Origin of the sequence: Streptomyces sp. AN091965 (assembly GCF_022698285.1) — a bacterium.
Classification (GTDB): Bacteria; Actinomycetota; Actinomycetes; order Streptomycetales; family Streptomycetaceae; genus Streptomyces.
The window spans coordinates 3,735,813-3,759,784 of sequence record NZ_JALDMY010000001.1 but is presented as its reverse complement, the minus strand read 5'-3'; the positions used below and the strand labels follow the sequence as shown (position 1 = coordinate 3,759,784).

Here is a 23,972-nt window from a genome sequence, read left to right as displayed (position 1 = left end):
CCCGCTGCCGCGTCGTAGGGGAAACGGAGGAGGGGGAGGGGCATTGCTGCGCGGAAAACCACGCCGTCAGGCGCGCGACGCGGCCGACCGCCCGGCGGCAGACCCGCTCGATCCGGCCCAGGAGGCCCGGGTCCGGGCCGTCCTGTCGCTCGGCGGAGTGCCGTACGGCGAACTCCAGGACGGGGTGCAGCAGGTCAGGCTGCGGCTCCTGGAACGGGCGGCGAAGGGGGAGCAGGCCCCGCGGAACGTGTCCGCCTGGGCCGCGGTCGTCGCCTCGAACTGGGCCGTGGACTGGCACCGGGCCCGGCACCGCCAGGAGCGGCTCGGCGAACGGCTCGCCGCGCTGCGCCCGGAGCGGCCCGAGGACGACGGCGCCGAGTCGCGCGTCCTGTCGCTGGCCGTGGCCCAGGGCCTGGACGAACTGCCGGACGGCCAGCGGCAGGTCGTCGTCCTGCGCTTCTACGCGGACCTGCCGGTGCGGGAGATCGCCGCCGAGCTCGGCATCCCGGAGGGCACGGTCAAGAGCAGGCTGCACACGGCTGTACGGATGCTGCGCACGCGGCTGCGGAAGGAAGAGGTGGTGTGACCGTGGCGCACGGCGCGTACGACGGGCACGACGAGCACGAAGGCCGCGCCGCGCGGGGCGGGCCGCCCGGGGAGCGGTACGACGGCCCCGACGCGCTGATGCTCGCGGTCACGGACGAGCCCGTGCCCGAAGCGGCGCGCGCCGACGAGGAGTTCCTGGCCGAGCACGCGGCGGCGGTCGCGGACGTGGCGGCGCTGCGGGAACAGCTGCGGGCCGTGGGGGACGCCCTGGCGCGGGGCCCGCGGGAGGCGCCGCCGCGACCGGTGCGGGGCCCGGGCGCGCCCGGGTGGCGGCGCGCGCTGCTCGCCCTCGCCGCCACGGCCGCCGCGGGCCTGCTCGGCGGTGTGGTGTGGCTGGGCGCGCGGGCCGACCTCGGCGCGGGGGACGACGGGGCCGGCAAGGCGGCGGGCGCCGACGCCGGGGTCGAGCGCCGGGGGCCGGGCGAGGACGCCCCCCAGCAGGACGCGGACGGCAAGCGGTCGCCCGCGGGCTACGTCGCCTGCGCCCGCCTCATCGTCGAGGGCACCGTGCGGAGCGTGGAGACGCTGCCGGGCGGCGGCCAGGACCGGATCACCCTGGACGTGTCCCGCGCCTACAAGCCCGCCGACGCGCCGGAGGAGGTGACGTTCGTGATGGACGTGAACGTGGATCCGCCCCTGCGCGCGGGCGACCGTGCCCTGATCGGCATCCCCGAGGGGGAGGCCTCGCCGGACCTCTGGGCGACGGGCAAGGACATCCCCGACGAGCGCCGCTGGATCGTCGCCGCACTGCCGAAGGCGCGCGGACTGGAGTGCTGAGGGGTGCGGACCGGAGCGCTGAGGCACGCGGAGCGGAGCGCTGAGGGACACGGACTGGAGTGCTGAGTTCCGGTGACAGTTGGGTGAAGGCGCTGTTGCGCCCGACGATAAACCCTTTGAACTGCGGTTTTTCCGGGCTAACTTCCTTCCACCGCGATCACTGGTGATCACATGCGATCGGCAGTGATCGTCACAGGTCACCGAACCCCCCCATGGAAGGACCCCCGTGCGCGCACCCCGCAGCCGGGCGACGGCCGCTCTCGTCTCCGCGGCCGTCGCCGTCCCCGTCCTCTTCGCCGCCGCACCCCAGGCGGGCGCGCAGGCCGACCACAAGCCGCACCCCACCACGCAGGAGCGGCAGGCGAAGAAGCTCGCCAAGAAGCTCGTCGAGAAGTCCTCCGGCAAGAGCGCCTACCGCCACCTGGAGAAGTTCCAGGAGATAGCGGACAAGAACGGCGGCAACCGCTCCGCGGGCACCAAGGGACACCAGGCGTCCACCAAGTACGTGCACGACCGCCTGAAGAAGGCCGGGTACAAGGTCTCGTACCAGGACTTCACGTTCTACGAGTCGCAGACGCTGCGTGAGGGCGCGGCCGTCCTGTCGCCCGAGGCGCGCAAGCTCAACGCCGTGGCCTTCGACTTCAGCAAGGCGACGCCCGAGGGCGGCATCCAGGCGCCGCTCGCCGCCGCCCGCGTCGACGCCACCCCCGGCTGCGAGGCCGACGACTACACCTCGGACACCTTCACCGGCAAGATCGCCCTGGTGAAGCGCGGCTCCTGCACCTTCGCCGAGAAGGAGGCCGCCGCGGCCAAGGCGGGCGCGGTCGGTCTGATCCTGTACAACCACTCCGGTGACAAGCCCGTCCACGGCAACCTGGAGACCCCGGACAACGCGCACATCCCGGCCGCGGGCATCACCCTGGCCGAGGGCGAGGCGCTCGCCAAGCAGATCGCCCAGGGCGAGGTGAAGGTCTCCCTGGACGTCGCCACCAAGGCCGTCCCGCACAAGACCCGCAACGTCATCGCGGAGACCCGCGGCGGCCGCGCCGACCGCGTCGTCGGCCTCGGCGCCCACCTGGACTCCGTGCCCGAGGGCCCCGGCATCAACGACAACGGCTCCGGCTCCGCCGGTCTGATCGAGGTCGCCGAGAAGCTCGCCAAGGCGACCAAGGGCGGCACGAAGCTCAACAACAAGGTCCGCTTCTCCTGGTGGTCCGCCGAGGAGCTCGGCCTGCTCGGCTCCGACCACTACGTCAAGTCGCTGACGGCCAAGCAGAAGAAGAACATCAAGCTGTATCTGAACTTCGACATGATCGGCTCGCCGAACGCGGCCGAACTCGTCTACGACGGCGACAACTCCGACAACGTCGGCTCCGGCCCGGGTCCGAAGGGCTCCGCCCAGATCGAGAAGCTGATCAACGGCTTCCTCGACAAGAAGAAGGTCCCGCACTGGGGCACCGACTTCGACGGCCGCTCCGACTACGGCCCCTTCATCGCCGAGGGCATCCCCGCGGGCGGCACTTTCACCGGCGCCGAGGGCCTCAAGACCGAGGAGCAGGCGGCGAAGGCGGGCGGCAAGGCCGGCCGGCCCTACGACCCGAACTACCACGGCAAGGGCGACACCCTGAAGAACATCGACCGCAAGATCTTCGACGTGAACGTCGACGTCATCGCGAACGCGGTCGGCGTCTACGCGCAGGACCTCGGCTCGCTCAAGCGCTGATCCCCCGCGCGGCACCGCCGCGCGCACGAGAACGGGGCGGGCACCTGGACCAGGTGCCCGCCCCTTCCGCATGCCGTGCAGCGGACGGTCTCCGTAGCGGTTACTCGCTGACCTTCGCGACCGTCACGGTGCCGGTGCCCGCGACGGTGCCGCGCGCGTTCAGGAGGTTGACCTCGCCGAAGAGCACCCGGCCCGAGGCGGCGGGGGCGCCCGCGACGAGCTCGGCCGCGACGGTGGCGGACTCGCCGTTGGCGAGCTTCACCGGCTTGGCCTCGTCGACCTTGACCTGGCCGAGCGACGCGGAGAAGAACACGTCACGGTAGTCGTACGCGGTCTGGCCGGACGGGATGGAGTAGCCCGCGACCTCGATCGTGTACGTGCCCGGGGCGGGCTTGGCGATGCTCACCGACTCGTCCGAGTCGCCGTCCGCCGACTGCGCGACGACCCGGCCGTCCTTGAGGACCGCGAGGTCCAGGTCGGCGCGGGCGTCCGAGGTGGCGCCGATCGCGGCGTCCAGGCGCTCGGCACCCTCGGGCACGACGACCGTGGTGGTCTGCTTCTGGCCCTGCTTGACGGTGGGCCGCGCGGTGACGGCCGAGCCCAGCGAGCCGCCCTTCAGCTTGCCGTCCACCGTGGCGTAGTCGTTCGTCGCCTTCCAGGTGACCGGGGTCGGCTGCCCGACCTTGGCGTCGTCGACCTTCTGCGGCGCCGGGGCGAAGGACACGCCGAGCGCGGACACGTTCAGCGTGTACGGGTTGTCGAGCACCGGCGAGGTGCGCCGCGACTCGACCTCGATCTCCCAGACGCCCGGCGTCGGGTCCTTGTACGACCGCAGGTCGGGACGGCAGGTGTTGTCCGGGTTCGGGAAGTTCGGGTAGCAGACGAGCGAGGAGGTCTCCTCGGACGGCAGGCCGTAGGGGTGCACGGAGATGAAGCGCGTCTGGCTCTTGTCCGCGAGCCCGCCGAGGGCGACCTCAAGGGTCTTCGTGCCCTTGGGGACCGTCACGAAGTACGACTTGGTGCTGTTGCGCTGCACCGAGCCCTTGGCCGTGTACGTGAACTTCGGCTTGGCCAGCTCCTTGGAGACCACCACGGTCGTCATGATCTGGTGGTCGATGCCGGGCGTGCGCTTGTCGTTCACGGTCAGACGGGCGCTGGAGACGCCCGCCGACTGCGGCGCGGCCTGCACCTTGACCGTGACCGGCTTGTCGCGGGTCAGCAGGACCTCGGAGGGGCCGACGAGCCGGAACGTCTTCTCGTGGTTGTTCGCGAACTTCAGCTCGTGCCGCACGGGCCCGCGCGGCCCGGTGGTCCGGGTGAGGGTGACCTTGTAGGTCTTCTTCTCGCCCGCCTTCAGGCCGCCCTCACGGTCGTACAGACCGGTGCCGGGCTTCTTCAGCTCCTGGTCGAGGGCCGTGTCGACGGGCGCCTTCACGGTGTACTCGTGCGCCTTGGCGCCGCTCTTGATGGCGTCCCAGGCACCCATGACGTCCATCCGGCCGGTGCCCTGCTCATAGGCCTGGACGCCGGGGATGCGGTCGGCGGTCGAGGTGAGCGCGGTGCGCAGCTTCGCCGGGGTGAGGTCGATCCGCTGCTGCTTGGCGGCGCTGAGCAGCAGCGCGGCCGAGCCCGCCGCCTGCGGCGACGACATCGACGTGCCGTTCAGCATCGAGTAGCCGGCCGGGAGCTTGTAGCCCGCCTCGACGACCGGGCCACCGGGCAGCCAGGTCTGCGTGGTGTTGATGGCCGAGCCCGGCGCGGTGATCAGCGGCTGGAAGCCGCCGTCCTCACGCGGCCCGCGCGAGGAGAAGTTGAACATGCCGTACTTCTTCGTCACCTCGGAGCCGTAGTTGGCGGCCCAGGTCTCCTTGGAGATGGCCGCGCCCACGGAGATGACGTGGTCGGCGAGCCCGGGGTCGCCGATGGTGTTGGCGCCGGGGCCCTCGTTGCCCGCGGAGATGACCAGCTGCACGCCGTAGGTGTCGATGAGCCGCTTGTACAGCTCGGCACGGGCGTTGTTGCCGTCGTTCAGCGCGGGCAGTCCGCCGATGGACATGTTGACGATGTCGACGCCGCGCTTGGTGACGAGGTCGATCATGCCCTCGGTCAGGGCCACGTTGGTGCAGCCGCCGGACCAGGTGCAGGCGCGCGAGGAGACGATCTTGGCGCCGGGCGCGGCGCCGCTCATCTTGCCGCCGAACAGCTTGTTGGCGGCCGTGATGCCCGCGACGTGCGTGCCGTGCTCGGACTCGATGAGGCCGATGTTCACGAAGTCGGCCTTCTTGCCGACCCAGTCGCCGCCGTAGGGGTCCGTCGGGACGTCCTTGCGGATCTCCACGACGAACGGCACGCGCTCGGCGACGTCGGTGGCCGGGTCGTCCTTGCCGAAGTAGGCGACCTGGTGCTTGTCCCCGTAGGGCTTCATCGCCTTGTCGTCGGTGAAGTCCTTGTTGTCGTTCAGGTCGACGCGGACGGTGCCGGCGGCCGGGTCGTACAGGACGCCCCAGGTGTCCGTCGTGTCCCCGTCGCGGTTCAGGTCGCCCTTGGCGTCGCCGCCCGCGGTGGCGGCCTCGCGGAACCGGCTGATCTGGAAGGACCCGGAAGGCGCCTTCCACGTGTCCCCGTCCCACGTGAAGGACGGACCGCTGACCGGGTTCGTCATCCGCCGCCAGGTGCCGTCGCCGTCCACGATCGGGTCGGTCGCCGTCACCCAGTCGGTGATCTTGCGCTCGCCGGTGGTGGTCTTCTGCAGCGCCGGGTGCCCGAGGTCGACGCCCGAGTCGAGGACGCCGATGGTGATCCCGCGCCCGTCCGCCTTCGGGTTCTTCTTCACGAAGTCCACGGCGCCCGTCTCGAAGGACGGGTTGTACGGGTTCTTGGCGGGCGTGTCCTTGCCGGGCGCGGGGTAGGCGGCGGCGCCCGCGGCGGGCCCGGCCCCCTTCGCGCTCTGCGGCTTCGGGTCGTCCAGCTCGATCTCCTGGCGCAGGTCGATGCCGTGCACCGTGGTGAGCTTGCTCGCCGCCTTGATCGCGGCGTCGGCCTTCGCGGTCGGCACGGAGGCGCGGACGTAGCCGAGCTTGTCGTACGTGCGGCCCACCGAGCCGCCCTCGACGGCGTCCAGCTGCTTCGCGACCTGCTCGGTCGCGCCCGGCTGGGTCGCGACCATCATGGTGACGGTCTTGTCGCCGTCCGCCTTCGCGTCCGCGAGCAGTTCCGCGTCGGCGGCGCCCAGCTTGGCGGCGGCGGACTTCGGAGCCGGGGCGGGGGTGTCGTCGGCGAAGGCCAGGGGGAGCGGGGCCGCCGCGGTCAGGGCGGCGGCCACGGCTATCGCGGTGGCGAGGCGGGCGGTGCGTCTCGCGCCCGCTCCGTCCTCGGTGGAGTGCTGTGCTTCGCGGGTCATCTACATCCCTGTACGTGAATTCGAAGTGGTCAGGTTCGAAGGGGCCAAAGCGGTCCGGAAATCGGGGCCGGATGACCGCTCAGCTTTACGTAAGGGGTGCCTTTTTGGGGAGCCCTGCCTGCCCCGGGGTTACGCGGTGGCGTACTTCCGCCATACGCCATGAGGAACAACCCGCCCCATAACGGGACTTGCCCCCACCGGCTCCTCGCGGGGCGCCCCGGACCCGCCCCTTCCCGAACCATGGGCCGCGGCCCCTGAGACCCCGCCTCCACCGCACTCGCGGTGCTTTCCACCCACCCGCCCCCTGAGGCCCACGGAACGACGGCGGGGAAGCCGCGAGGTCGGGGCCGGGCGGGTCGCCGGGGCGGCACGGGTGGGGGTGGTGGGGAAGACCGCCGCGGTAGCGGCGGAAGCCGGACGACGGCGGGGAAGCCGCGAGGTCGGGGCCGGGCGGGTCGCTGGGGCGGCACGGGTGGGGGTGGTGGGAGGGAACCCGCCGCGGTAGCGGTGGGGAGGACCGGTTCAGGACCCAGGGGTCAGGCGAGGTGACCGTTGGGCGGCCGCCCACGCCACAGGTCGAGCCCGACGTCCACCAGGCTCACCCGGTCAAGCCCCGGCACGGAGTCCAGCGCGTGCCACGCCGCCAGGTCCGTCGACCCCGACGTCTCGTGGCGCAGCGACCCCCCGACCACCCGCCCCTCGTACACGAGCCGCACCCCGTGGAAGTCGGCGACCGCCCCGAGCCGCCGCGGATACCGCCGCCGCAGCGAGTCGACGCCGAGCAGCACGACGGGCTCCACGGCGTACCCCGTCTCCTCGTCGACCTCGCGGATCACCGTGTCGTAGGGGTCCTCGCCGTGGTCCATGCCTCCCCCGGGCAGCGTCCAGCGCTTGCTGCCGTCCCCCGCGACCCAGCGGGCGAGCAGCACCGATCCGTCCCGCACGCATACGGCGTAGGCCGCCACCCGGAGCTCCTTGTGCATTCGCTGACGTTAGACCGCGTACACCGGCAAGGCACGGTCTGTTACCCAACTGCCGATCACGGGTTGGCGGGGGAGTACTCCGGCGCGGACCACGTCCACGGGCTGGCCCCGGCGGTCTCGACGGCCCCGTCGACGCGGAAGCGGACGGTGCGCTCGCCGCCGGGCCCGTACGCGGTGGCGGCGGTGCCGGTGAGCTGGAGCGCGGTGCCGCTGGTCCAGTCGAGGAAGAGCAGCCCGGCGCCGGGGTCGGCGGTGAGGTTGCCCAGGGTGAGGAACATGGCGTTGCCCGCGTAGTCGGGCCAGCTCAGCTCGGTCGGGGAGTGGACCCGGACGAAGCCGGGGTTGCCGCCCCGGTGGCTGGCGTCCGCGCCGCCGTCGCGCACGGTGGCGACGAAGAAGGTGTCGGCGGCGGCGACGAACCGCCGCTGGGCCGCGGTCAGCTCGGAGGTGACGCGCGGCGCCGCCGCGGCCCCGTCGCGCCGCCCGCCGACCAGCTGCCGCCGCTGCAGGTACTTGGGGCAGTTGGAGAACACCTGGTCCGCCTCGATCGCGAGGCCGCGCGGCGTCGGCCGGGCCCTCCCGTTGAGCCGCATGCGGCGCCGGGTGCGGGGGTCGAGGGCGATCGTACCGACGGGCGTGCCGGGGCGGCCGAGCGCGGCGGCGAGCGGGTCGCCCGCCCCGGCCCCGCCCGCCACGGACACCTGGTGCGCCCCCGTGGCGCGGACGAAACCGGGGTCGCCGGTGAGCGGCGAGGCCCACACCCGCCCGCTGTCCGGGTCCCGGGCGCCGACGACCAGCATCGGCTGGAGCACGAGGAACGCGGCGGCGACCGGCCGGATGCCCGGACCGATGGACCGGCCGACGTGGTCGGCGAGCGCGCGGACGCCCACGCGGTCCTGCACGGCGCGTGAGCCGCGGTGGTAGGGATCGTGCGAGGTCACGACGGCGCCCTCCTTCGGGGCTCGGGAAAGCGGGAAAGCGGGAAGCGGGGGGGCGGCGGTGCGGAGCGGACTCCTAGAAGAAGCCGCAGGTCGGCGCCGAGCCCGACGGGGCCGTGCCGGTGCCGGCGCCGGACCGGGTGTAGATCTCCAGACGGGTGCCGTCCGGGTCGTGGAAGAAGATCCCGCCGGACGCCGCGCCCTCGCCGTGCGGCACGACGCCGTCGTACGCGAACTCCACGCCGTGGGCCCGCAGATCGCGCTCGTAGTCGCGGACGACGTCGACGGACTCCACCTCGAACGAGAGGTGGTGCAGGCCCGCGCGCCCGGAGTCGTACGCGCCGCTCGCCTGCTGCCACAGGGTGAGCGCGAGGGTGCCCGCGCGGCCGAGGAAGGCGTAGCGGCGGCCGTCCTCGGCGCCCTCGCCGGTCACCTCGAAGCCGATGACGTCCCGGTAGAAGGCGAGCGAGCGGTCCAGGTCGGTGACGTTCAGACCGATGTGGCCGGTGGGCGGTGCGCTGATCGTGGTCATGACTCTCCCCTGTGAGTGCTTGCGTCCGGCGGCACGGGGGAGCTGTCGGTCCTCCGCGCCGGATCGGCTAACCGTTGAAAGTTAGATTAGTGGTTAGTGATCGAGAGCGTCAACCGCTCACGTACTCTTGACTGGTTAGCTCTGAAGGGAGAGCCCATGCCCGCCGCCCACGACCCCCGCCCGCTCACCGGCGAGCCCCTCTCCCTGGACCTGCTCAACACCCGCTGGATGCACGACGGCGCCCGCGAGGACCTGCTCACCGACCCCGAGGGACTCGCCGTCTGGCTCGCCGCGAACGGCCTCGACGCGCGCTTCACCGCCGACGCGCCGACGCTGCGGAACGTCCTCGCCGCCCGCGACGCCCTCGCCGGACTCGTCGACCTGCCGGGCAAGCCGGGCGGCGACGCGACGGCGGTCGCCCGCCTCGACGCGGTGCTCGCCCACGGCCGGATCCGCGCCCGGCTCACCCCCGAAGGCCCCGCCGAGGAGCCGGAGTTCGCCGACCCGGCCTGGGGTCCCGCCTGGCTCGCCGTGCGCGACTACCTGGACCTGCTGTCCGCCGCGCCCGACCGGATCCGCGGCTGCGCCCACGAGGCGTGCGTCCTGCACTTCTTCGACACCTCGCGCAACGGCACGCGGCGCTGGTGCAGCATGGCCGTCTGCGGCAACCGGGCCAAGGCCTCACGCCACTACGCCCGCACCCGCCCCTGACCCCGGCGCGCGCCCCCGGGCCGCCCCCCTACCCCGGGAAGTGAACGGCGCGTGACCGGCGCGCCTCCGTCCGGAGAGATGCGCATGCACACGCAGGGTGCCCCTCAGATCCACTTACGGTGATCGGCGTCACCCGTTGTGGCGTCGTTAACGCGCAGGTCACCCCCGCTGCCAACGATCCAGTACGAGCGGGGAGCGCACCGGACAGCCACGGTCCGGACCTCCCCGCGACCACTGCCGACGCGTTCGCACTCGGGGAGACGCGCCATGTCGCGCATACGCTCTGTCGCCACCGCCGTCACGACCGCCGCCGTCAACCGCCGGGCGTTCCTCGCCGCGACGGGCGCGGTGTCCCTGTCCGCCGGCGTCGGATACGCCGTGGGACCGGGAGGCCACGGGAAGGCGGCCGCCGCCCAGCGCGGCCCGGTCGCGGTGTCCCGCCCCGCGCCCGCCGCCCCGCTCGCCCCCTACCGCACGGGCACGACCCTCCGCTCGGCGGCCGCGCCCCGGGGGACCTCCGGCTTCCGGCGCCTGGGCGAGGGACCGGCCTGGCCCCGCGTGGTCCGCGCCGACCTGGCCCCGGCCCACCGGGGCCGACAGGAGCGCCGCACCGCGCTCGCCGCCTTCGTCCAGTTCACGGACCTGCACCTGGTCGACGTACAGCATCCGCTGCGGTACGAGTACCTGCGCGCCCAGACGGCGAGCGCGTGGCGGCCGCAGGAGGCCCTGTCCGTGGCGGGCGCGGTCTCGCTCGTCGAGCGGGTCAACGCGCTGCGCGGCGCGCCCGCCACCGGCGCGCCCCTGCACTTCGTGATGACGACCGGCGACAACACGGACAACAACTCCCGCACCGAACTCGACTGGTTCCTCAAGGTGATGAGCGGCGGCCGCGTCACCCCCAACTCCGGCGACCCGCGCCATTACGAAGGCGTGCAGAACAGCGGTCTGAAGCTGTACTGGCACCCCGACGCCGCGCTGCGCGACGCCGACAAGCGCGTCGGCTTCCCGCAGCTGCACGGCTTCCTCGACGCCGCGATCCGGCAGGTCAACAGCCCCGGCCTGAACCTCCCCTGGTACTCCACCGTCGGCAACCACGACGCCCTGCCCGGCGGCTGCTACGCCCCCGGCGACTCCTACTTCGCCGACCTCGCCGTCGGCGGCCGGAAGCTGATGTCCCTGGACGCGGCGCGCGGCGCCGCCCTGTGGAAGGCCGTCAAGAAGGGGCAGGATCCCAAGGGCGCCCACTTCAAGGAGGTGCTGCGGGCGGAGAAGCGGCGCATGCGGTCCGTGACCCCGGACGCCGCGCGCGCCCCCTTCACCCCCGCCGAGTACGTCCGGGCCCACCTGGACCCGGCACACGCGGGCCGCGGCCCCGTCGGCCACGGCTACACCCAGGAGAACCTGGCCGACCGCACGCAGTACTACGCCTTCCGCATCACCGACGACGTCCTCGGCATCAGCCTGGACACCACCGACCCGGGCGGCCACTACGAGGGCTCGCTCGGCACCGCCCAACTGCGCTGGCTGGAGCGGACCCTGAAGGCCGTCGAGCGCAGCGGCGACGCCTCGTACGTCATCGTCTTCAGCCACCACACCAGCCGCACCATGCGCAATCTGGTCACCGACCCGCACCACCCGCGCGAGGCCCGGCACGGCGGCGAGGAGGTGCTCGCGCTGCTGCGCCGCCACCGCTCCGTCCTGGCCTGGGTGAACGGCCACAGCCACAAGAACGCCATCACCCCGCACGGCTCGCTCTGGGAGGTCTCCACCGCGTCGCACGTGGACTTCCCGCAGCTCGCGCGCGTGATCGAGCTGGTCGACAACCACGACGGCACGCTGTCCCTGTTCACCACCCTGATCGAGTCGGCGGCCCCGCACCGCACGGACTTCGCCGACCTCTCCCAGACCGGACTCGCCGCGCTCTACCGCGAGCTGGCCTTCAACGCCCCCGGCGCCAAACCCGCCCTCGGCGGCGAACCGGGCGACCGCAACACGGAACTCGTCCTCCGCAAGCGCTGAGCCCCGCCCCGCCGACCGCCTCCGCCCGACCGCCCCGGCCGTGACTTCCCGGCCGGGGCGGAGTTCTGCCCTGCGTGACGGGCGGACGTACGGACGAAGGGACGGCGACCCATGGCAGTGCCGAGACGGCTCACGCCGATGCGCAGGGGGTGCGTGGCGGCGGCCCTGGTCGCGGCGGTGGCGGGTGCCCTGACCGCCCCCGCGGCCGCGACGCCCGGCGCGGACCGGGACCACCGCGGGACCCGGGCCGCCCTCGACGCCGCCGTGCGCGGCGGCGTCCCCGGCGTGACGGCCCACGCACGGGACCGGCACGGCCCCTGGAGCGGCGCCGCGGGCGTCGGCGACCTGCGCGAGGGCACCCCGCGCGGCGCGCACGACCGGTTCCGCGCGGCCAGCATCACCAAGACGTTCGTGGCGACCGTGCTGCTCCAGCTGGAGGCGGAGGGCAGGCTCGACCTCGACGACCCGGTGGGCGCGTGGCTGCCCGGCGTGATCGAGGGCCACGGCCACGACGGCGACCGGATCAGCGTCCGGCAGCTCCTCAACCACACCAGCGGCATCCACGACTACAGCGAGGACCCGGACTTCGACCGACGGCTCACCACCCCGGAGCACCGCCACCGCACCTGGCGGCCGGCGGCCCTGGTCGCGCTCGCGCTGCGCCACGCGCCGGACTTCGCCCCCGGCCGGGGCTGGGCGTACTCCAACACCAACTACGTCGTCGCCGGAATGGTCATCGAGAAGGTCACGGGCCGCCCCTACGGGGACGAGGTACGCGACCGGATCATCATCCCCCTGCACCTGCGCGCCACCTCCGTGCCGGGCACGAGGGCCACCCTGCCCCGGCCCAGCTCGCGCGCGTACTCCAAGCCCGCCGGCACCGCGCGGAGCAGGACGTACGACGTGACCGAGCTGAATCCGTCCATGGCGGGCGCCGCGGGCGAGCTGATCTCGGACGCGGCGGACCTGAACCGCTTCTACACGGCCCTGCTCCGCGGCGACCTGCTGCCCCCCGAGCAGCTCGCCGCGATGAAGAGGACGGTCCCCGCCCGGGGGGAGGAGGGCGTGGGCGGCCGTTACGGCCTCGGCCTGCTGCGGCTCGAACTGCCCTGCGGCACGGTCGTGTGGGGCCACGGCGGCGGCATCCACGGCTCGCTGTCCCTGGCCCTGACCACGACGGGCGGCGGGCACGCCCTGACGTTCCACTTCAACGGCGACTGGGCGGGCGGCCAGGACCGCATCGTGGCCGCGGAGTTCTGCGGCGCCTGACCGCCGCCGTCCGCACCCGCGCGGGGGCGGAGCCCCGCCGTCCGGAGCTCCGCCCCCGCACCCCCCTTATGGGGCACGCGCCGTGCCCGCGGGCACGGACGGCCGCGCTATCTGGGCAGGACCACGATGTACGCCGCCGGATCCCGGTCGCAGGAGGCCATCAGGGCCGTCAGGACGACCGCCGCCTGCTGGTCGGGGGCGTCCCGCAGCTTCTTCGGGGTGATGTGGACGACGGTGACGCCGAGCCGCTCCAAGTGCTCGCGCTTGCGGGCGTATTCGGACCACTGCTCGTCGTCCTCCTGCTCCTTGCGCCCCGTGCGCCCGTGCCGCGGCGCCCGCGTGTCCAGCTCCACGGCCACGGCCTGCTCGGGCCAGTACGCGTCGACGCCGCCCAGGTGCGGCCCGCCCGGCAGGCGCAGATCGACGTTCCACAGCGGATCGGGGAGCCCGTGGTCATGGACCAGGGCGTGCAGCCGGTCCTCGGCGATCGCGCGGCCCTCGGCGAGCAGCGAGTCCACGGCGTCCACCACGTGCGGACGGCCGAGCAGCCGCGCCCGGTTCAACTCGGCCACCAGGGCGGCCGGTTCGCAGTGCCCGCCGCGCACCGCCTCGGTGAGCAGCCGCCGCACCGCGCGCGCCTCGGCGAGGTGGGCGACGGCGTCGGCGAGCGCCCGCGCCACGGGCGCCACCGGCACGCCGGTGATCTGCAGCGGTGTGGGCAGCGTGTGCGCGCGGACGAGGCGGGCGCAGCCGGTCGAGCGCAGCCGTCGGGTGCGCGGGACCAGGACGTCGATCCGGTCCAGGGAGAGCAGCGGCGGCGTGGAGGAGAAGCGGTGCAGGGTGAGGGCGGCGAGCCCGGTGATCATCGCGTCGGCGTAGCCCGCGTGCGGCTCGCCGGGCCGCGGCTGCGCGGGGATCGCCCGGGACTCCTTGGCCGGGGGCCGCCCGGCGTAGAGCAGCACGCCGTGCAGCCGCTCCTCGCTGGTGGGCGGGCCGGGGTGGAGCAGATGGACCCCCGGAAGCAGCTGCTGCCAGGGGCCGCCGGGGCGGCAGTGCGCGCTGACCTCGGCGGCGCCGACGCCGTGCGCGCGCAGCTGGGCCGTGCTCATGACGCGGCGCTGGGCGTCGGCGAGGTGGCGCAGGGGGCGGGGGGAGAGCGGGGTGTTGTGGTTCATGCCGTGGCCATTCCCGGTGCCGGTCCGCCGCCTAACCGCTGTTACAGTCCCGTCGACAAAACCGGACAAGCCCGTCCTAAAGTACGGGAGTTCGAAGGCCGAAAAGGTGCGGTTCGAGGGGCGTGCGGCGGGGACGGAGTGCGTCCGCTTTCTCGCGCCACCCCCTTGTGGGCGGTCGGCCCCGTCGTCATACTCGGCGCGATACTTGGCATGGACGCGACGTAATCCCGTCGGCGGTCCGCGCCAGGAACCGGTAACTCCCCGGAGCCGCACCCGACTTGGGCGGCTCCATCCCCCCATGGAGGTACTGAGTGACACCCCCACGAGCAACGACACGGCGCCTCGTCCTCACCGGCATCGGCGTCGCCGCCCTCGTCGCGGGCACCCTCTCCGCGGCGACCACCAGCTCGGCGGCCTCGGACCCCACTCCGAAGGCCCTCGGCGCCACCGCGGCGGGCAGGCTCGCCGACACCCTGACCGACGGCTTCCCCGGCGGCACCGCGGGCGCCTACTACGACGCCGCCGCCAAGAAGCTCGTCGTCAACGTCCTCGACGAGGCCGCGGCCGACCGGGTCCGCGCCGCCGGAGCCGAGCCGCGGGCGGTCACCCACTCCCAGGCCCAACTGGACGCCGCCCAGCGGGCCCTGGGCGAGCACGCGGTCCCCGGCACGGCACGCGCCACGGACCCGGTCCTCAACAAGGTGGTCGTCACCGCCGACTCCACGGTCAGGGGCGCCGCCCTCGACCGGCTGAAGCAGCGCGTGGCGGCCCAGCACGGCAAGGCGGTCCTGGAGCGCACCGCGGGGAAGTTCCAGCCCCTCATCCGCGGCGGCGACGCCATCTGGAGCTCCAGCGGGCGCTGTTCGCTCGGCTTCAACGTCGTCAAGGGCGGCCAGCCCTACTTCCTCACCGCGGGCCACTGCGCCTCCCTCGCGGGCACCAGCTGGTCCGAGACCCGCGGCGGGCCCGTGATCGCCCAGGTCGAGGACTACGGCTTCCCCGGGCGCGACGACGCCATCGTGAAGTACACCGCGAACGTCGCCCACCCGAGCGAGGTCAACCTCTACAACGGCGGCTCCCAGCAGATCACCGGGGCCCGCCAGGCCGTGGTCGGCGAGCAGGTGCAGCGCAGCGGCTCCACCACGCAGCTGCACGGCGGCAGCGTGCAGCGGCTCAACGCGTCCGTCTCCTACCCGCAGGGCACGGTCAACGGTCTGATCCAGACCAACGTCTGTGCCGAGCCCGGTGACAGCGGGGGCTCGATGTTCGCGGGCAGCAGCGCGCTCGGTCTCACCTCCGGTGGCAGCGGCAACTGCTCCAGCGGCGGCCGGACCTACTTCGCGCCGGTCGTGGACGCGCTCTCGCGCTACGGAGCGCAGATCGGCTGACGCCTGGGCCGGGTCCCCGGGCCGGGGCCGCACCGCTGCGGCCCCGGCCCGGGACACGGTCGGGGAGGCCCCCGCTATCCCTCGGTGGAGCCGGTGTCGCAGGCCTGGGCGCGCAGGGCCCGGGACAGGTCGTCGCGGGACTCCAGGACGAGGCGGCGCAGGGCCGGCGGGGCCGCCTCGTGCGCGGAGAGCCACGCGTCGGCCGCGGCCACCGTCTCCGGACTGTCCTGGAGGTGCGGGAACAGGCCCCGCACCACGTCCATGCCGATCTGGATGGACCGCTCCGCCCAGACCCGCTCGATGGCGGCGAAGTACTTCGGGGCGTACTCGGCGACGAGCCCGCGCTGCGAGGGCTGCGCGAAGCCCGAGATCGTCGCCTCCACCAGGGCGTTGGACAGCGCGTCCGACTCCACCACGGAGGCCCAGGCCTGCGCCTTGACCGCCGCCGACGGCCGCGCGGCCAGGCAGCGGACCTGGTGGCGCTTGCCGGAGGCCGTGTCGTCGCGGGCGAGCTCGGCCGCGAGCGCCCGCTCGTCCGCCACCCCGTGCACCGCGAGCGGCAGCTGGAACGCCCAGCGCAGCTCCTGGTCCACATCGAGGCCGTCGATCTTCGCGGTGCCGTCCAACAGGCCCTGGAGGAGCTGGAGGTCGGCGTCCGACGAGGCCACGGAGGCGAAGAAGCGCGCCCACGTCAGCTGGTGCTGGCTGCCCGGCTCGGCGATCCTGAGCTCCCGCAGCGCGCCCTCGGCGAGCAGTCGCCCGCCCGCCTCGCGCCAGCCGGGCGCGGCGTAGTGCGTGTGGGCCGTGCCCGCCCAGGCGTGCAGCATCTGGAGCACGCCGATGTCCGTCTCGCGCCCGGCGAACCGCAGCACGAGGCCGACGAAGTCCCGCGCGGGCATGAGCCCGTCCCGCGTGAGGTTCCACAGCGCCGACCAGCACAGGGCGCGGGCGAGGGGGTCGGTGAGGTCGCCGAGGCGCTCGCGCAGGGTGGCGAGCGAGGTCTCGTCGAAGCGGATCTTGCAGTACGTCAGGTCGTCGTCGTTGACCAGGACGAGCTCGGGGGCCTCGGCGCCGACGAGCTCCGCGACCGTGGTGCGCGGGCCCTCGACGTCCACCTCCGCGCGGGCGTACCGCACGAGGTCGCCCGCCTCCGAGCGGCGGTACAGGCCCACGGCCACGCGGTGCGGGCGCAAGCTCGGGTGGCTCTCGGCCGCCTCCTGGACGACGGCGAGCTCCGTGACGCGGCCCTCCGCGCTCAGGGTGACCTGCGGGGTGAGGGAGTTGACCCCCGCCGTCTCCAGCCAGGCCCGCGACCAGGCGGCCATGTCGCGCCCGCTGGTCTCCTCCAGGACCGAGAGCAGGTCGCCGAGGCGGGTGTTGCCGTACGCGTGCCGCTTGAAGTAGCGGCGGGCGCCCTCCAGGAAGGCGTCGCGGCCCGCGTACGCCACGAGCTGCTTGAGGACGGAGGCGCCCTTGGCGTACGTGATCCCGTCGAAGTTCAGCTTGGCGTCCTCCAGGTCGCGGATGTCGGCCGTGACCGGGTGGGTGGAGGGCAGCTGGTCGGCGCGGTACGCCCACGCCTTGCGGTTGTTGGCGAAGGTGATCCAGCCGTTGGTGAACCGGGTCGCCTCGACCATCGAGAAGGAGCCCATGAAGTCGGCGAAGGACTCCTTGAGCCACAGGTCGTCCCACCAGCGCATGGTGACCAGGTCGCCGAACCACATGTGCGCCATCTCGTGCAGGATGACGTTCGCCCGGCGCTCGTACGACGCCTGGGTCACCTTGCCGCGGAAGATGAACTCCTCGCGGAAGGTCACACAGCCCGGGTTCTCCATCGCGCCCAGGTTGTACTCCGGCACGAAGGCCTGGTCGTACTTCCCGAAGGGGTAGGGGAAGTCGAAGTGGTCGTGGAAGAAGTCCAGGCCCTGCTTGGTGACCAGGAAGACGTCGTCCGCGTCGAAGTGCTTGGCCAGGCCCTTGCGGCACATCGCGCCGAGGGGGATCTCCAGACGGGTGCCGTCCTCGAAGACGCGCTCGTAGGAGTCGGTCACGTAGTGGTACGGGCCCGCGACGACCGCCGTGATGTACGTCGAGATGGGCTTGGTCTCGGCGAACTGCCAGACGCCGTCCACCTGTTCTCCCGCGCCGTTGCTCCACACCGTCCAGCCCTCGGGGGCCTGTGCGGAGAAGCGGAAGGGGGCCTTCAGGTCGGGCTGCTCGAAGTTCGCGAACACCCGGCGGGAGTCCGCGGGCTCGTACTGCGTGTAGAGATAGACCTCGCCGTCCTCCGGGTCGACGAAGCGGTGCATGCCCTCGCCGGTGCGGCTGTAGGCGCACTGGGCGTCCACCACCAGCTCGTTCTCCTCGCGCAGGTCCTCCAGCGCGATGCGGCTGCCGTCGAAGACCTCGGACGGGTCGAGGTCCTTGCCGTTCAGCGAGACGGCCGTGACGCTCGGGGCGATCAGGTCCGCGAAGCTCGCCGCGCCCGGCTCGGCGCAGCGGAAGCGGATCGTGGTGACCGAGCGGAAGGTGCGCGGCGCGGTGTCGCCTTCCTGGCTGTCGCCGACCGCCGACCGCAGGTCGAGGAAGACCTCGTACCCGTCGACGGACAACAGCGCGGCCCGCTCCTGGGCCTCGTCGCGGGACAGATTCTCACCGGGCACGGGCGGCACTCCCTCGTGGCTCGCATGACTCTCGTTCGAATGCCTCTGATCCTCGCACGTGCCCCGGTCGGCGGACATCCGGGAATGCCCTGCCACACCCCCGACGTTCCCCTGGCCAGGCTTCGCACACATTCCCTAGGGAGAGACATGTCCGCGTCCTCTGCGACCACCGAGAACGGCAAGACCCCCGTCGACTTCTGGTTCGACCCGCTCTGCCCCTGGGCCTGGATGACCTCCCGCTGGGTCCTGGAGGTCGAGAAGGTCCGTGACATCGAGGTCAGCTGGCACGTGATGAGCCTCGCCGTGCTCAACGAGAACAAGCTCGACGAGCTGCCCGAGGAGTACCGCGACATGCTGGCGACCAAGGCCTGGGGCCCGGTCCGCGTGGCCATCGCCGCCGAGCAGGAGCACGGCGCGCAGGTGCTCGGCGACCTCTACACCGCGCTCGGCACCCGCATCCACAACCAGGGCGAGGGCCCCACCAAGGAGGCCGTCGCCGGCGCCCTGAAGGAGGTCGGCCTGCCCGAGTCCCTCCTCGACCACTGGGACACGACGCCCTACGAGGCCGAGCTGCGCGCCTCCCACAACGAGGGCATCGAGAAGGTGGGCCAGGAGGTCGGCACGCCCGTCATCGCCGTCCCCGGCCCCGACGGCGAGCAGATCGCCTTCTTCGGCCCGGTCGTCACCCCCGCCCCCAAGGGCGAGGCGGCCGCCAGGCTCTGGGACGGCACCCTGCTGGTGGCCTCGACCCCGGGCTTCTACGAGATCAAGCGCACCCGCACTCAGGGCCCGATTTTCGACTGAGGGCTGAGAGCCAAGCCGAAAGGCCCCCGCGAGTCACGTCCTCGTGGGGGCCTTTCGTTCATCCGCCTGCCGACGCGAAGGTTGAGAAGACGATCACGAGGCAGGACGTGTCACGCGGGCGCGGGGCCCGTGGGGTGGCTCAGGGGGCCAGCAGCAGGCTGTTCACGCGCTGCTTGGCGGCCTCGTAGCGCTTGGCCACGTCCTGCCAGTTGACGACCTGCCACATGGCCTCGATGAAGTCCACCTTCTGGTTCTTGTACTGCAGGTAGAAGGCGTGCTCCCAGGCGTCGAAGACCAGGATCGGCGTGGAGCCCTGGCCGACGTTGCCCTGGTGGTCGTAGACCTGCTCGACGATCAGGCGGTTGCTGAGCGGCTCGTAGGCGAGCACGCCCCAGCCCGAACCCTGCGTCGTCGCCGAGGCCTTCGTCAGCTGCGCCTTGAACTTGGCGAAGGAGCCGAAGGACTCGGTGATGGCGTCCGCGAGCTCGCCCACACCGTCGGCGTGGGTGGGCTCGCCACCGCCGCCGTCCTTGGGGCTGTTCATGTTGTGCCAGTAGATGCTGTGCAGGATGTGCCCGGAGAGGTGGAAGGCCAGGTTCTTCTCCAGGCCGTTGACGGCGCCCCACGCGTCCTTGTCGCGTGCCTCCGCCAGCTGCTCCAGGGTGTCGTTCGCGCCCTTCACGTATGCGGCGTGGTGCTTGTCGTGGTGCAGCTCGATGATCTGCGGGTTGATCACCGGCTCGAGCGCCGCGTAGTCATACGGAAGTTCAGGAAGCGTGTAAATGGCCATCAGCGAGCCCTCCGACCGTGCCCCGCGGGGGACCGTGCCGTTTTGCCCGGCGCCGCGGTGCACCTCTTATTGCGATCCATGTGCAAGTGCAGGCTAGCAGCAGGAGGTGCCTGAAGTTGATCAGCCCTTGGCCCTAGGTCGCGAGCCCCGGGCGCACCGGGAACGGGGACGGCCGAAGGCCCGGTCCACGTGGGTGGACCGGGCCTTCGGCCGTCAGGAAGGGTCGGGTCAGGCGCTCGGCGCCGCCTCGCGGCCCTCGGCCATCTTCTGCCGTACGAAGCCCACGACCATCAGGAGCAGTGTGAGACCGCCCGTGTAGTACAGCTGCGTACGGGTCTCCTCCTCGCGGGCCATCAGGACGAACACCGTGGCCATCCCGGCGAGCGCCACGTACGTCAGCCAGGGGAAGAGCCACATCTTCACGACGAGCGTCTCGGGGGCCTCGCGCTCCAGCTTCTTGCGCAGCCGCAGCTGGGCGGCGGCGATGAAGAACCAGACGACGAGGATGATCGCGCCGATGGTGTTGAGCAGCCACTGGAAGATGTCGTCGGGCCGCCAGTAGCTGAGCAGCACGCACAGGAAGCCGAAGACCGACGAGGTGAGGACCGCGATCCGCGGCACGCCGTTGAAGAGCCGCCCCAGGGCCTTGGGGCCCTGGCCGCGCTGGACGAGCGAGTTGGCCATGCGGGAGGCGCCGTAGATGTTGGCGTTCATCGCGGAGAGCAGGGCGACCAGGATGACGACGTTCATGATCTCGCCGGCGCCGTCGATGCCGAGGTGGTCGAGCGTGGCGACGTACGGGCCCTTGGTGGCGACCTCCTCGGAGGTCCAGGGGAGCAGCGTCACGACGACGGCCATGGAGCCGATGTAGAAGATGGCGATCCGCCACATCGCGGTGCGCACGGCCTTGGCCACGCCCTGGACGGGGTGCTCGGACTCGGCGGCCGCGATGGTGACCGTCTCCAGGCCGCCGTAGGCGAAGACGGAGGCGAGCAGGCCCACGATGAGGCCGTCCACGCCGTTGGGCATGAAGCCGCCGTGCCCGGTGAGGTTGGCGCTGCCCGGCGCGTCGGTGTCGGGGAGCCAGCCGAGGATCGCGAGCACGCCGATGGCGAGGAAGAGCACGATCGCGGTGATCTTCAGGGCGGCGAACCAGAACTCGAACTCGCCGAAGTTCTTCACGGCCGCGAGGTTCGTGGCGCAGAACATCAGCATGAAGAGGGCGACCCAGGCCCACTCGGGCACGCCGGGCACCCAGCCGTGCACGATCTGCGCGGCGCCGATGCCTTCGAGGCCGACGGCCACGCAGAGCAGGAACCAGAAGGACCAGCCCGCCGTGAACCCGGCCCAGGGGCCGAGGGCCCGCTCGGCGTGCACGGAGAAGGAGCCGGACGCGGGGTTGGCCGCCGCCATCTCGCCCAGCATGCGCATGACGAGCATGACCAGGGCGCCGGACAGCGAGTAGGCCAGGATGATCGAGGGCCCCGCGGCGGCGATGGCCTTCCCGGAGCCCACGAAGAGCCCGGCGCCGATGACGCCGCCGAGGGCGATCATCGACAGATGACGCTGCTTGAGACCGTGCCCGAGGGGGGCGTCGGCCTGGGGTGGTGCGTCTTTCACGGACGTCTGAGACATGGGCGTCCCTGTTCGCTAGCGGGGAGACGGAAGGAAGGAACCGCGCGGGAACCACAGGGGGAAGTGGGGCACAGTCTGAGCACTGGCACCGCTGACAGGGAACAGTTGACCGGTATACGGACACGACGCTCACACAAGGTGAAGACGTCTTCACGATTTCGTCATACTCGCGTGATCCGGCGGGGTGTTTCCGTCACGACGTCCCACCGGTGTCATACGCCGTTCGTAGAAGAGTTACGTACGGCGCGTACGTCGCGTCGCCCACTCCCGCAGGAGTGCCACCGCGATCACCACCGCCGTGGCGCCCGCCGACCACAACAGCTGCGGGCGCGCGCCGTCGTCGCGCAGCATCAGCGCGATCACCACGCCCATCCCCGCGAGCGCCGCCCACGTCAGCCAGGGGAAGAACCACATCCGCAGGGTGAGCCGCTCCGGCGCCTCGCGCTCGATGCGGCGGCGAAGGCGCAGCTGCGAGACGGCGATCAGCGCCCAGACGAAGAGGAGGGCCGCGCCGACCGAGTTGAGCATGTAGAGGAAGACGGAGTCGGGCCACTTCAGATTGAGCAGCACCGACACGAAGCCGAAGGCCACCGAGGCCAGCACCGCGCGCCGCGGCACCCCGCCGCGCGACACCTTCAGCAGGCCCCGGGGGGCCTCGCCGCGCTCGGCGAGCGAGAAGACCATGCGCGAGGCCCCGTACAGATTGGCGTTCAGGGACGACAGGAGCGCCACGAACACCACGATGTTCATCAGGGTCCCGGCCGCGGGGACGCCGATGGAGTCGAGCACCTTCACATACGGGCTGAACCCGGCCTGCTGCGCCGTCCACGGCAGCACCGTCACGATGACCAGCATCGAACCGACGTAGAAGAAGAGGATGCGGTACACGGCGCTGCGCACCGCGCGGGCCACGGCGCGCACCGGGTCGTCGGACTCGGCGGCCGCGATCGTGACGATCTCCAGGCCGCCGAAGGCGAAGAGGACCACGACCACGCCGGAGATCACCCCGTCCCAGCCGAGCGGCAGGAAGCCGCCCTCGCCGGTGAGATGGGTGAGCCCCACCGGGTCGGTGTCCGGCAGGAGTCCGAAGACCGCGAGGAGCCCGAGCACCAGGAACGCGACGATCGCGAAGACCTTCAGGGCGGCGAACCAGAACTCGAACTCGCCGAAGTTCTTCACCGCCGCGAGGTTGGCGCCGGTGAAGAACACCATGAAGAGGAGCACCCACGCCCACTGCGGCACGCCCGGCACCCACGCGTGCGCGATCCGCGCCGCGCCGGTCGCCTCCACGGCGAGCACGACGACGAGCAGGAACCAGTACATCCAGCCGACCGAGAACCCGGCCCAGCGGCCCAGCGCCCGCTCGGCGTGCACGGAGAACGCGCCCGACGAGGGCATCGCCGCCGACATCTCGCCGAGCATCCGCATCACGCACATCGCGAGCGCGCCCGCGATCAGGTACGACAGGACGATGCCGGGCCCGGCGACCGCGATCCCGGCGCCCGAGCCGACGAACAGGCCGGCCCCGATGACACCGCCGAGGCCCAGCATGGTCAGATGGCGCTGCTTGAGGCCGCCGCCGAGGGGCTCGGCGGGGCCGAAGGGGTCCGCGGGAGCCGTCGAGGGCACCCCCGAGTCGGGCCGCTGGTGATCGTGCATCGGGCTCAGCTGACTCTCAGGGTGCTCGGGGTGCTCAGAGGCGAGTTGGTGAGACTCCACAGTCTCACCGGCGCGTGCCCCTGAACGCAAAACCCGGCCCCGGCATTCCTGACCTCCGTGACCAGCATCACGCCCGGCAGGGTGTGGGCCGCGCCCTTTGTGCGGAGCCCACCAAGGGGGAGCCGCTCCCTTTGTCATCCGCGCCCCCTGATGGGGCGCCCGCCCCGGGGTTAGGGTCAGGTCGTCCCACGCACCACCTGCCCCCAGACGTCCCAGAACCGCGGAGTCCCGATGAGCACAGCCGCCGCCACCACCCGCCCGGGCCAGGTCCTGGCCGACCTGATCCCCGCCTCCCGCCTGCGCGACGCGACCCTCGTGCTCGGCGGCGCCGCGCTCACCGGCCTGGCCGCCCAGCTCTCCGTGCCCGTGCCGGGCTCGCCGGTGCCGGTGACGGGGCAGACCTTCGCCGCGCTCCTGGTCGGCACGGCGCTCGGCGCGCGCCGCGGCTTCCTGTCGCTCGCGCTGTACGCCCTGGTGGGCATGGCGGGCGTGCCGTGGTTCGCCGAGGCCAAGTCCGGCTACGGCATGCCCTCGCTCGGCTACGTCCTCGGCATGATGCTCGCCGCCGCGGCGGTGGGCTCCCTGGCCCGGCGCGGCGCCGACCGGAACGTGCTGCACACGGCCGGGACGATGGTCCTCGGCTCCGCGATCATCTACGCCGTCGGCGTGCCCTACCTGGCCGCGTCCACCGGCATGTCCCTGACCGAGGCGGTCGCCGCGGGCCTCACCCCGTTCCTCATCGGCGACGCCCTCAAGGCGGCCCTCGCCATGGGCGCGCTGCCGCTGTCGTGGAAGCTGCTCGGCGACAAGAGCTGACCCGACGACGGGGCCGGGCGGCGG

18 protein-coding genes are annotated in these 23,972 nt (G+C 72.5%); 9 read left to right on the top strand and 9 right to left on the bottom strand.

The features are described 5' to 3' along the window. The first annotated feature begins 43 nt into the window (after positions 1-43). From MQV74_RS15665 to MQV74_RS15655, 3 genes are all read left to right on the top strand, one after another. Positions 44-586: an RNA polymerase sigma factor gene (locus MQV74_RS15665; protein WP_242718127.1), complete on the top strand. Its 543-nt coding sequence runs from the start codon at positions 44-46 to the stop codon at positions 584-586. Then, on the top strand, positions 583-1,383 hold the full coding sequence (locus tag MQV74_RS15660) for a hypothetical protein (protein ID WP_242718125.1): 801 nt from the start codon (positions 583-585) through the stop codon (positions 1,381-1,383). The genes MQV74_RS15665 and MQV74_RS15660 overlap by 4 nt, the downstream gene beginning before the upstream one ends. A gap of 226 nt (positions 1,384-1,609) precedes the next feature. Continuing rightward, the gene (locus MQV74_RS15655; protein WP_242718122.1) at positions 1,610-3,106 is read left to right on the top strand and encodes a M28 family metallopeptidase; all 1,497 of its coding nucleotides are present in this window, start codon (positions 1,610-1,612) and stop codon (positions 3,104-3,106) included. Between the two features lie 100 nt (positions 3,107-3,206). On the opposite strand, the gene MQV74_RS15650 is transcribed toward MQV74_RS15655, so the two are convergent. From MQV74_RS15650 to MQV74_RS15635, 4 genes are all read right to left on the bottom strand, one after another. Then, positions 3,207-6,506, bottom strand: coding sequence for a S8 family serine peptidase (locus MQV74_RS15650; protein ID WP_242718120.1), 3,300 nt, complete (start codon positions 6,504-6,506; stop codon positions 3,207-3,209). Positions 6,507-7,042: 536 nt separating this feature from the next. Then, positions 7,043-7,489 (bottom strand): NUDIX hydrolase, encoded by a 447-nt coding sequence (locus MQV74_RS15645; RefSeq protein WP_242718118.1) that lies wholly within the window; start codon positions 7,487-7,489, stop codon positions 7,043-7,045. A gap of 56 nt (positions 7,490-7,545) precedes the next feature. Next, a complete protein-coding gene (locus tag MQV74_RS15640; RefSeq protein ID WP_242718116.1) occupies positions 7,546-8,430 on the bottom strand; it encodes a pyridoxamine 5'-phosphate oxidase family protein in 885 nt (294 codons plus the stop codon). A gap of 73 nt (positions 8,431-8,503) precedes the next feature. After that, positions 8,504-8,959 carry a VOC family protein gene (locus tag MQV74_RS15635; RefSeq protein WP_242718114.1) on the bottom strand — a complete coding sequence of 152 codons (456 nt, stop codon included), beginning with the start codon at positions 8,957-8,959 and terminating at the stop codon, positions 8,504-8,506. Between the two features lie 156 nt (positions 8,960-9,115). On the opposite strand from MQV74_RS15635, the gene MQV74_RS15630 reads away from it, so the two are divergent. The 3 genes from MQV74_RS15630 to MQV74_RS15620 all read left to right on the top strand — a co-directional run bounded on the left by MQV74_RS15630 (position 9,116) and on the right by MQV74_RS15620 (position 12,958). Continuing rightward, a complete protein-coding gene (locus MQV74_RS15630) occupies positions 9,116-9,670 on the top strand; it encodes a CGNR zinc finger domain-containing protein (RefSeq protein WP_242718112.1) in 555 nt (184 codons plus the stop codon). Between the two features lie 267 nt (positions 9,671-9,937). Further along, positions 9,938-11,689, top strand: coding sequence for a TIGR03767 family metallophosphoesterase (locus MQV74_RS15625; RefSeq protein WP_242718110.1), 1,752 nt, complete (start codon positions 9,938-9,940; stop codon positions 11,687-11,689). A 111-nt stretch (positions 11,690-11,800) separates the two neighbouring features. Further along, positions 11,801-12,958: a serine hydrolase domain-containing protein gene (locus MQV74_RS15620; RefSeq protein ID WP_242718108.1), complete on the top strand. Its 1,158-nt coding sequence runs from the start codon at positions 11,801-11,803 to the stop codon at positions 12,956-12,958. Between the two features lie 107 nt (positions 12,959-13,065). On the opposite strand, the gene MQV74_RS15615 is transcribed toward MQV74_RS15620, so the two are convergent. Next, positions 13,066-14,133, bottom strand: coding sequence for a hypothetical protein (locus MQV74_RS15615; RefSeq protein ID WP_242718106.1), 1,068 nt, complete (start codon positions 14,131-14,133; stop codon positions 13,066-13,068). Between the two features lie 311 nt (positions 14,134-14,444). Here MQV74_RS15615 and MQV74_RS15610 point away from each other — a divergent pair, with 311 nt between their 5' ends. Next, positions 14,445-15,521 carry a S1 family peptidase gene (locus MQV74_RS15610; protein WP_242718104.1) on the top strand — a complete coding sequence of 359 codons (1,077 nt, stop codon included), beginning with the start codon at positions 14,445-14,447 and terminating at the stop codon, positions 15,519-15,521. A gap of 74 nt (positions 15,522-15,595) precedes the next feature. On the opposite strand, the gene pepN is transcribed toward MQV74_RS15610, so the two are convergent. After that, complete coding sequence (pepN, locus tag MQV74_RS15605) at positions 15,596-18,184, bottom strand: aminopeptidase N (RefSeq protein ID WP_242718102.1); 2,589 nt, start codon at positions 18,182-18,184, stop codon at positions 15,596-15,598. Between the two features lie 147 nt (positions 18,185-18,331). Between pepN and MQV74_RS15600 the strand changes: the two genes are divergently transcribed. Then, positions 18,332-18,988: a mycothiol-dependent nitroreductase Rv2466c family protein gene (locus MQV74_RS15600; protein WP_242718100.1), complete on the top strand. Its 657-nt coding sequence runs from the start codon at positions 18,332-18,334 to the stop codon at positions 18,986-18,988. A 139-nt stretch (positions 18,989-19,127) separates the two neighbouring features. On the opposite strand, the gene MQV74_RS15595 is transcribed toward MQV74_RS15600, so the two are convergent. The 3 genes from MQV74_RS15595 to MQV74_RS15585 form a co-directional block, all read right to left on the bottom strand. After that, on the bottom strand, positions 19,128-19,778 hold the full coding sequence (locus MQV74_RS15595; RefSeq protein ID WP_242718098.1) for a superoxide dismutase: 651 nt from the start codon (positions 19,776-19,778) through the stop codon (positions 19,128-19,130). Positions 19,779-20,006: 228 nt separating this feature from the next. Continuing rightward, on the bottom strand, positions 20,007-21,413 hold the full coding sequence (locus tag MQV74_RS15590) for an amino acid permease (RefSeq protein ID WP_242718096.1): 1,407 nt from the start codon (positions 21,411-21,413) through the stop codon (positions 20,007-20,009). Positions 21,414-21,647: 234 nt separating this feature from the next. After that, on the bottom strand, positions 21,648-23,072 hold the full coding sequence (locus tag MQV74_RS15585; protein WP_374120623.1) for an amino acid permease: 1,425 nt from the start codon (positions 23,070-23,072) through the stop codon (positions 21,648-21,650). Between the two features lie 291 nt (positions 23,073-23,363). Between MQV74_RS15585 and MQV74_RS15580 the strand changes: the two genes are divergently transcribed. Beyond that, on the top strand, positions 23,364-23,948 hold the full coding sequence (locus tag MQV74_RS15580) for a biotin transporter BioY (protein ID WP_242718094.1): 585 nt from the start codon (positions 23,364-23,366) through the stop codon (positions 23,946-23,948). Positions 23,949-23,972 lie beyond the last annotated feature (24 nt).

Coding starts and splice junctions, on each gene's coding strand:
- MQV74_RS15590 (WP_242718096.1), bottom strand. CDS start 21,413: ATGTCTCAGACGTCCGTGAAAGACGCACCACCCCAGGCCGACGCCCCC.
- MQV74_RS15595 (WP_242718098.1), bottom strand. CDS start 19,778: ATGGCCATTTACACGCTTCCTGAACTTCCGTATGACTACGCGGCGCTC.
- MQV74_RS15625 (WP_242718110.1), top strand. CDS start 9,938: ATGTCGCGCATACGCTCTGTCGCCACCGCCGTCACGACCGCCGCCGTC.
- MQV74_RS15650 (WP_242718120.1), bottom strand. CDS start 6,506: ATGACCCGCGAAGCACAGCACTCCACCGAGGACGGAGCGGGCGCGAGA.
- MQV74_RS15620 (WP_242718108.1), top strand. CDS start 11,801: ATGGCAGTGCCGAGACGGCTCACGCCGATGCGCAGGGGGTGCGTGGCG.
- MQV74_RS15600 (WP_242718100.1), top strand. CDS start 18,332: ATGTCCGCGTCCTCTGCGACCACCGAGAACGGCAAGACCCCCGTCGAC.
- MQV74_RS15645 (WP_242718118.1), bottom strand. CDS start 7,489: ATGCACAAGGAGCTCCGGGTGGCGGCCTACGCCGTATGCGTGCGGGAC.
- MQV74_RS15635 (WP_242718114.1), bottom strand. CDS start 8,959: ATGACCACGATCAGCGCACCGCCCACCGGCCACATCGGTCTGAACGTC.
- MQV74_RS15615 (WP_242718106.1), bottom strand. CDS start 14,133: ATGAACCACAACACCCCGCTCTCCCCCCGCCCCCTGCGCCACCTCGCC.
- MQV74_RS15580 (WP_242718094.1), top strand. CDS start 23,364: ATGAGCACAGCCGCCGCCACCACCCGCCCGGGCCAGGTCCTGGCCGAC.
- MQV74_RS15585 (WP_374120623.1), bottom strand. CDS start 23,072: ATGCACGATCACCAGCGGCCCGACTCGGGGGTGCCCTCGACGGCTCCC.
- MQV74_RS15630 (WP_242718112.1), top strand. CDS start 9,116: ATGCCCGCCGCCCACGACCCCCGCCCGCTCACCGGCGAGCCCCTCTCC.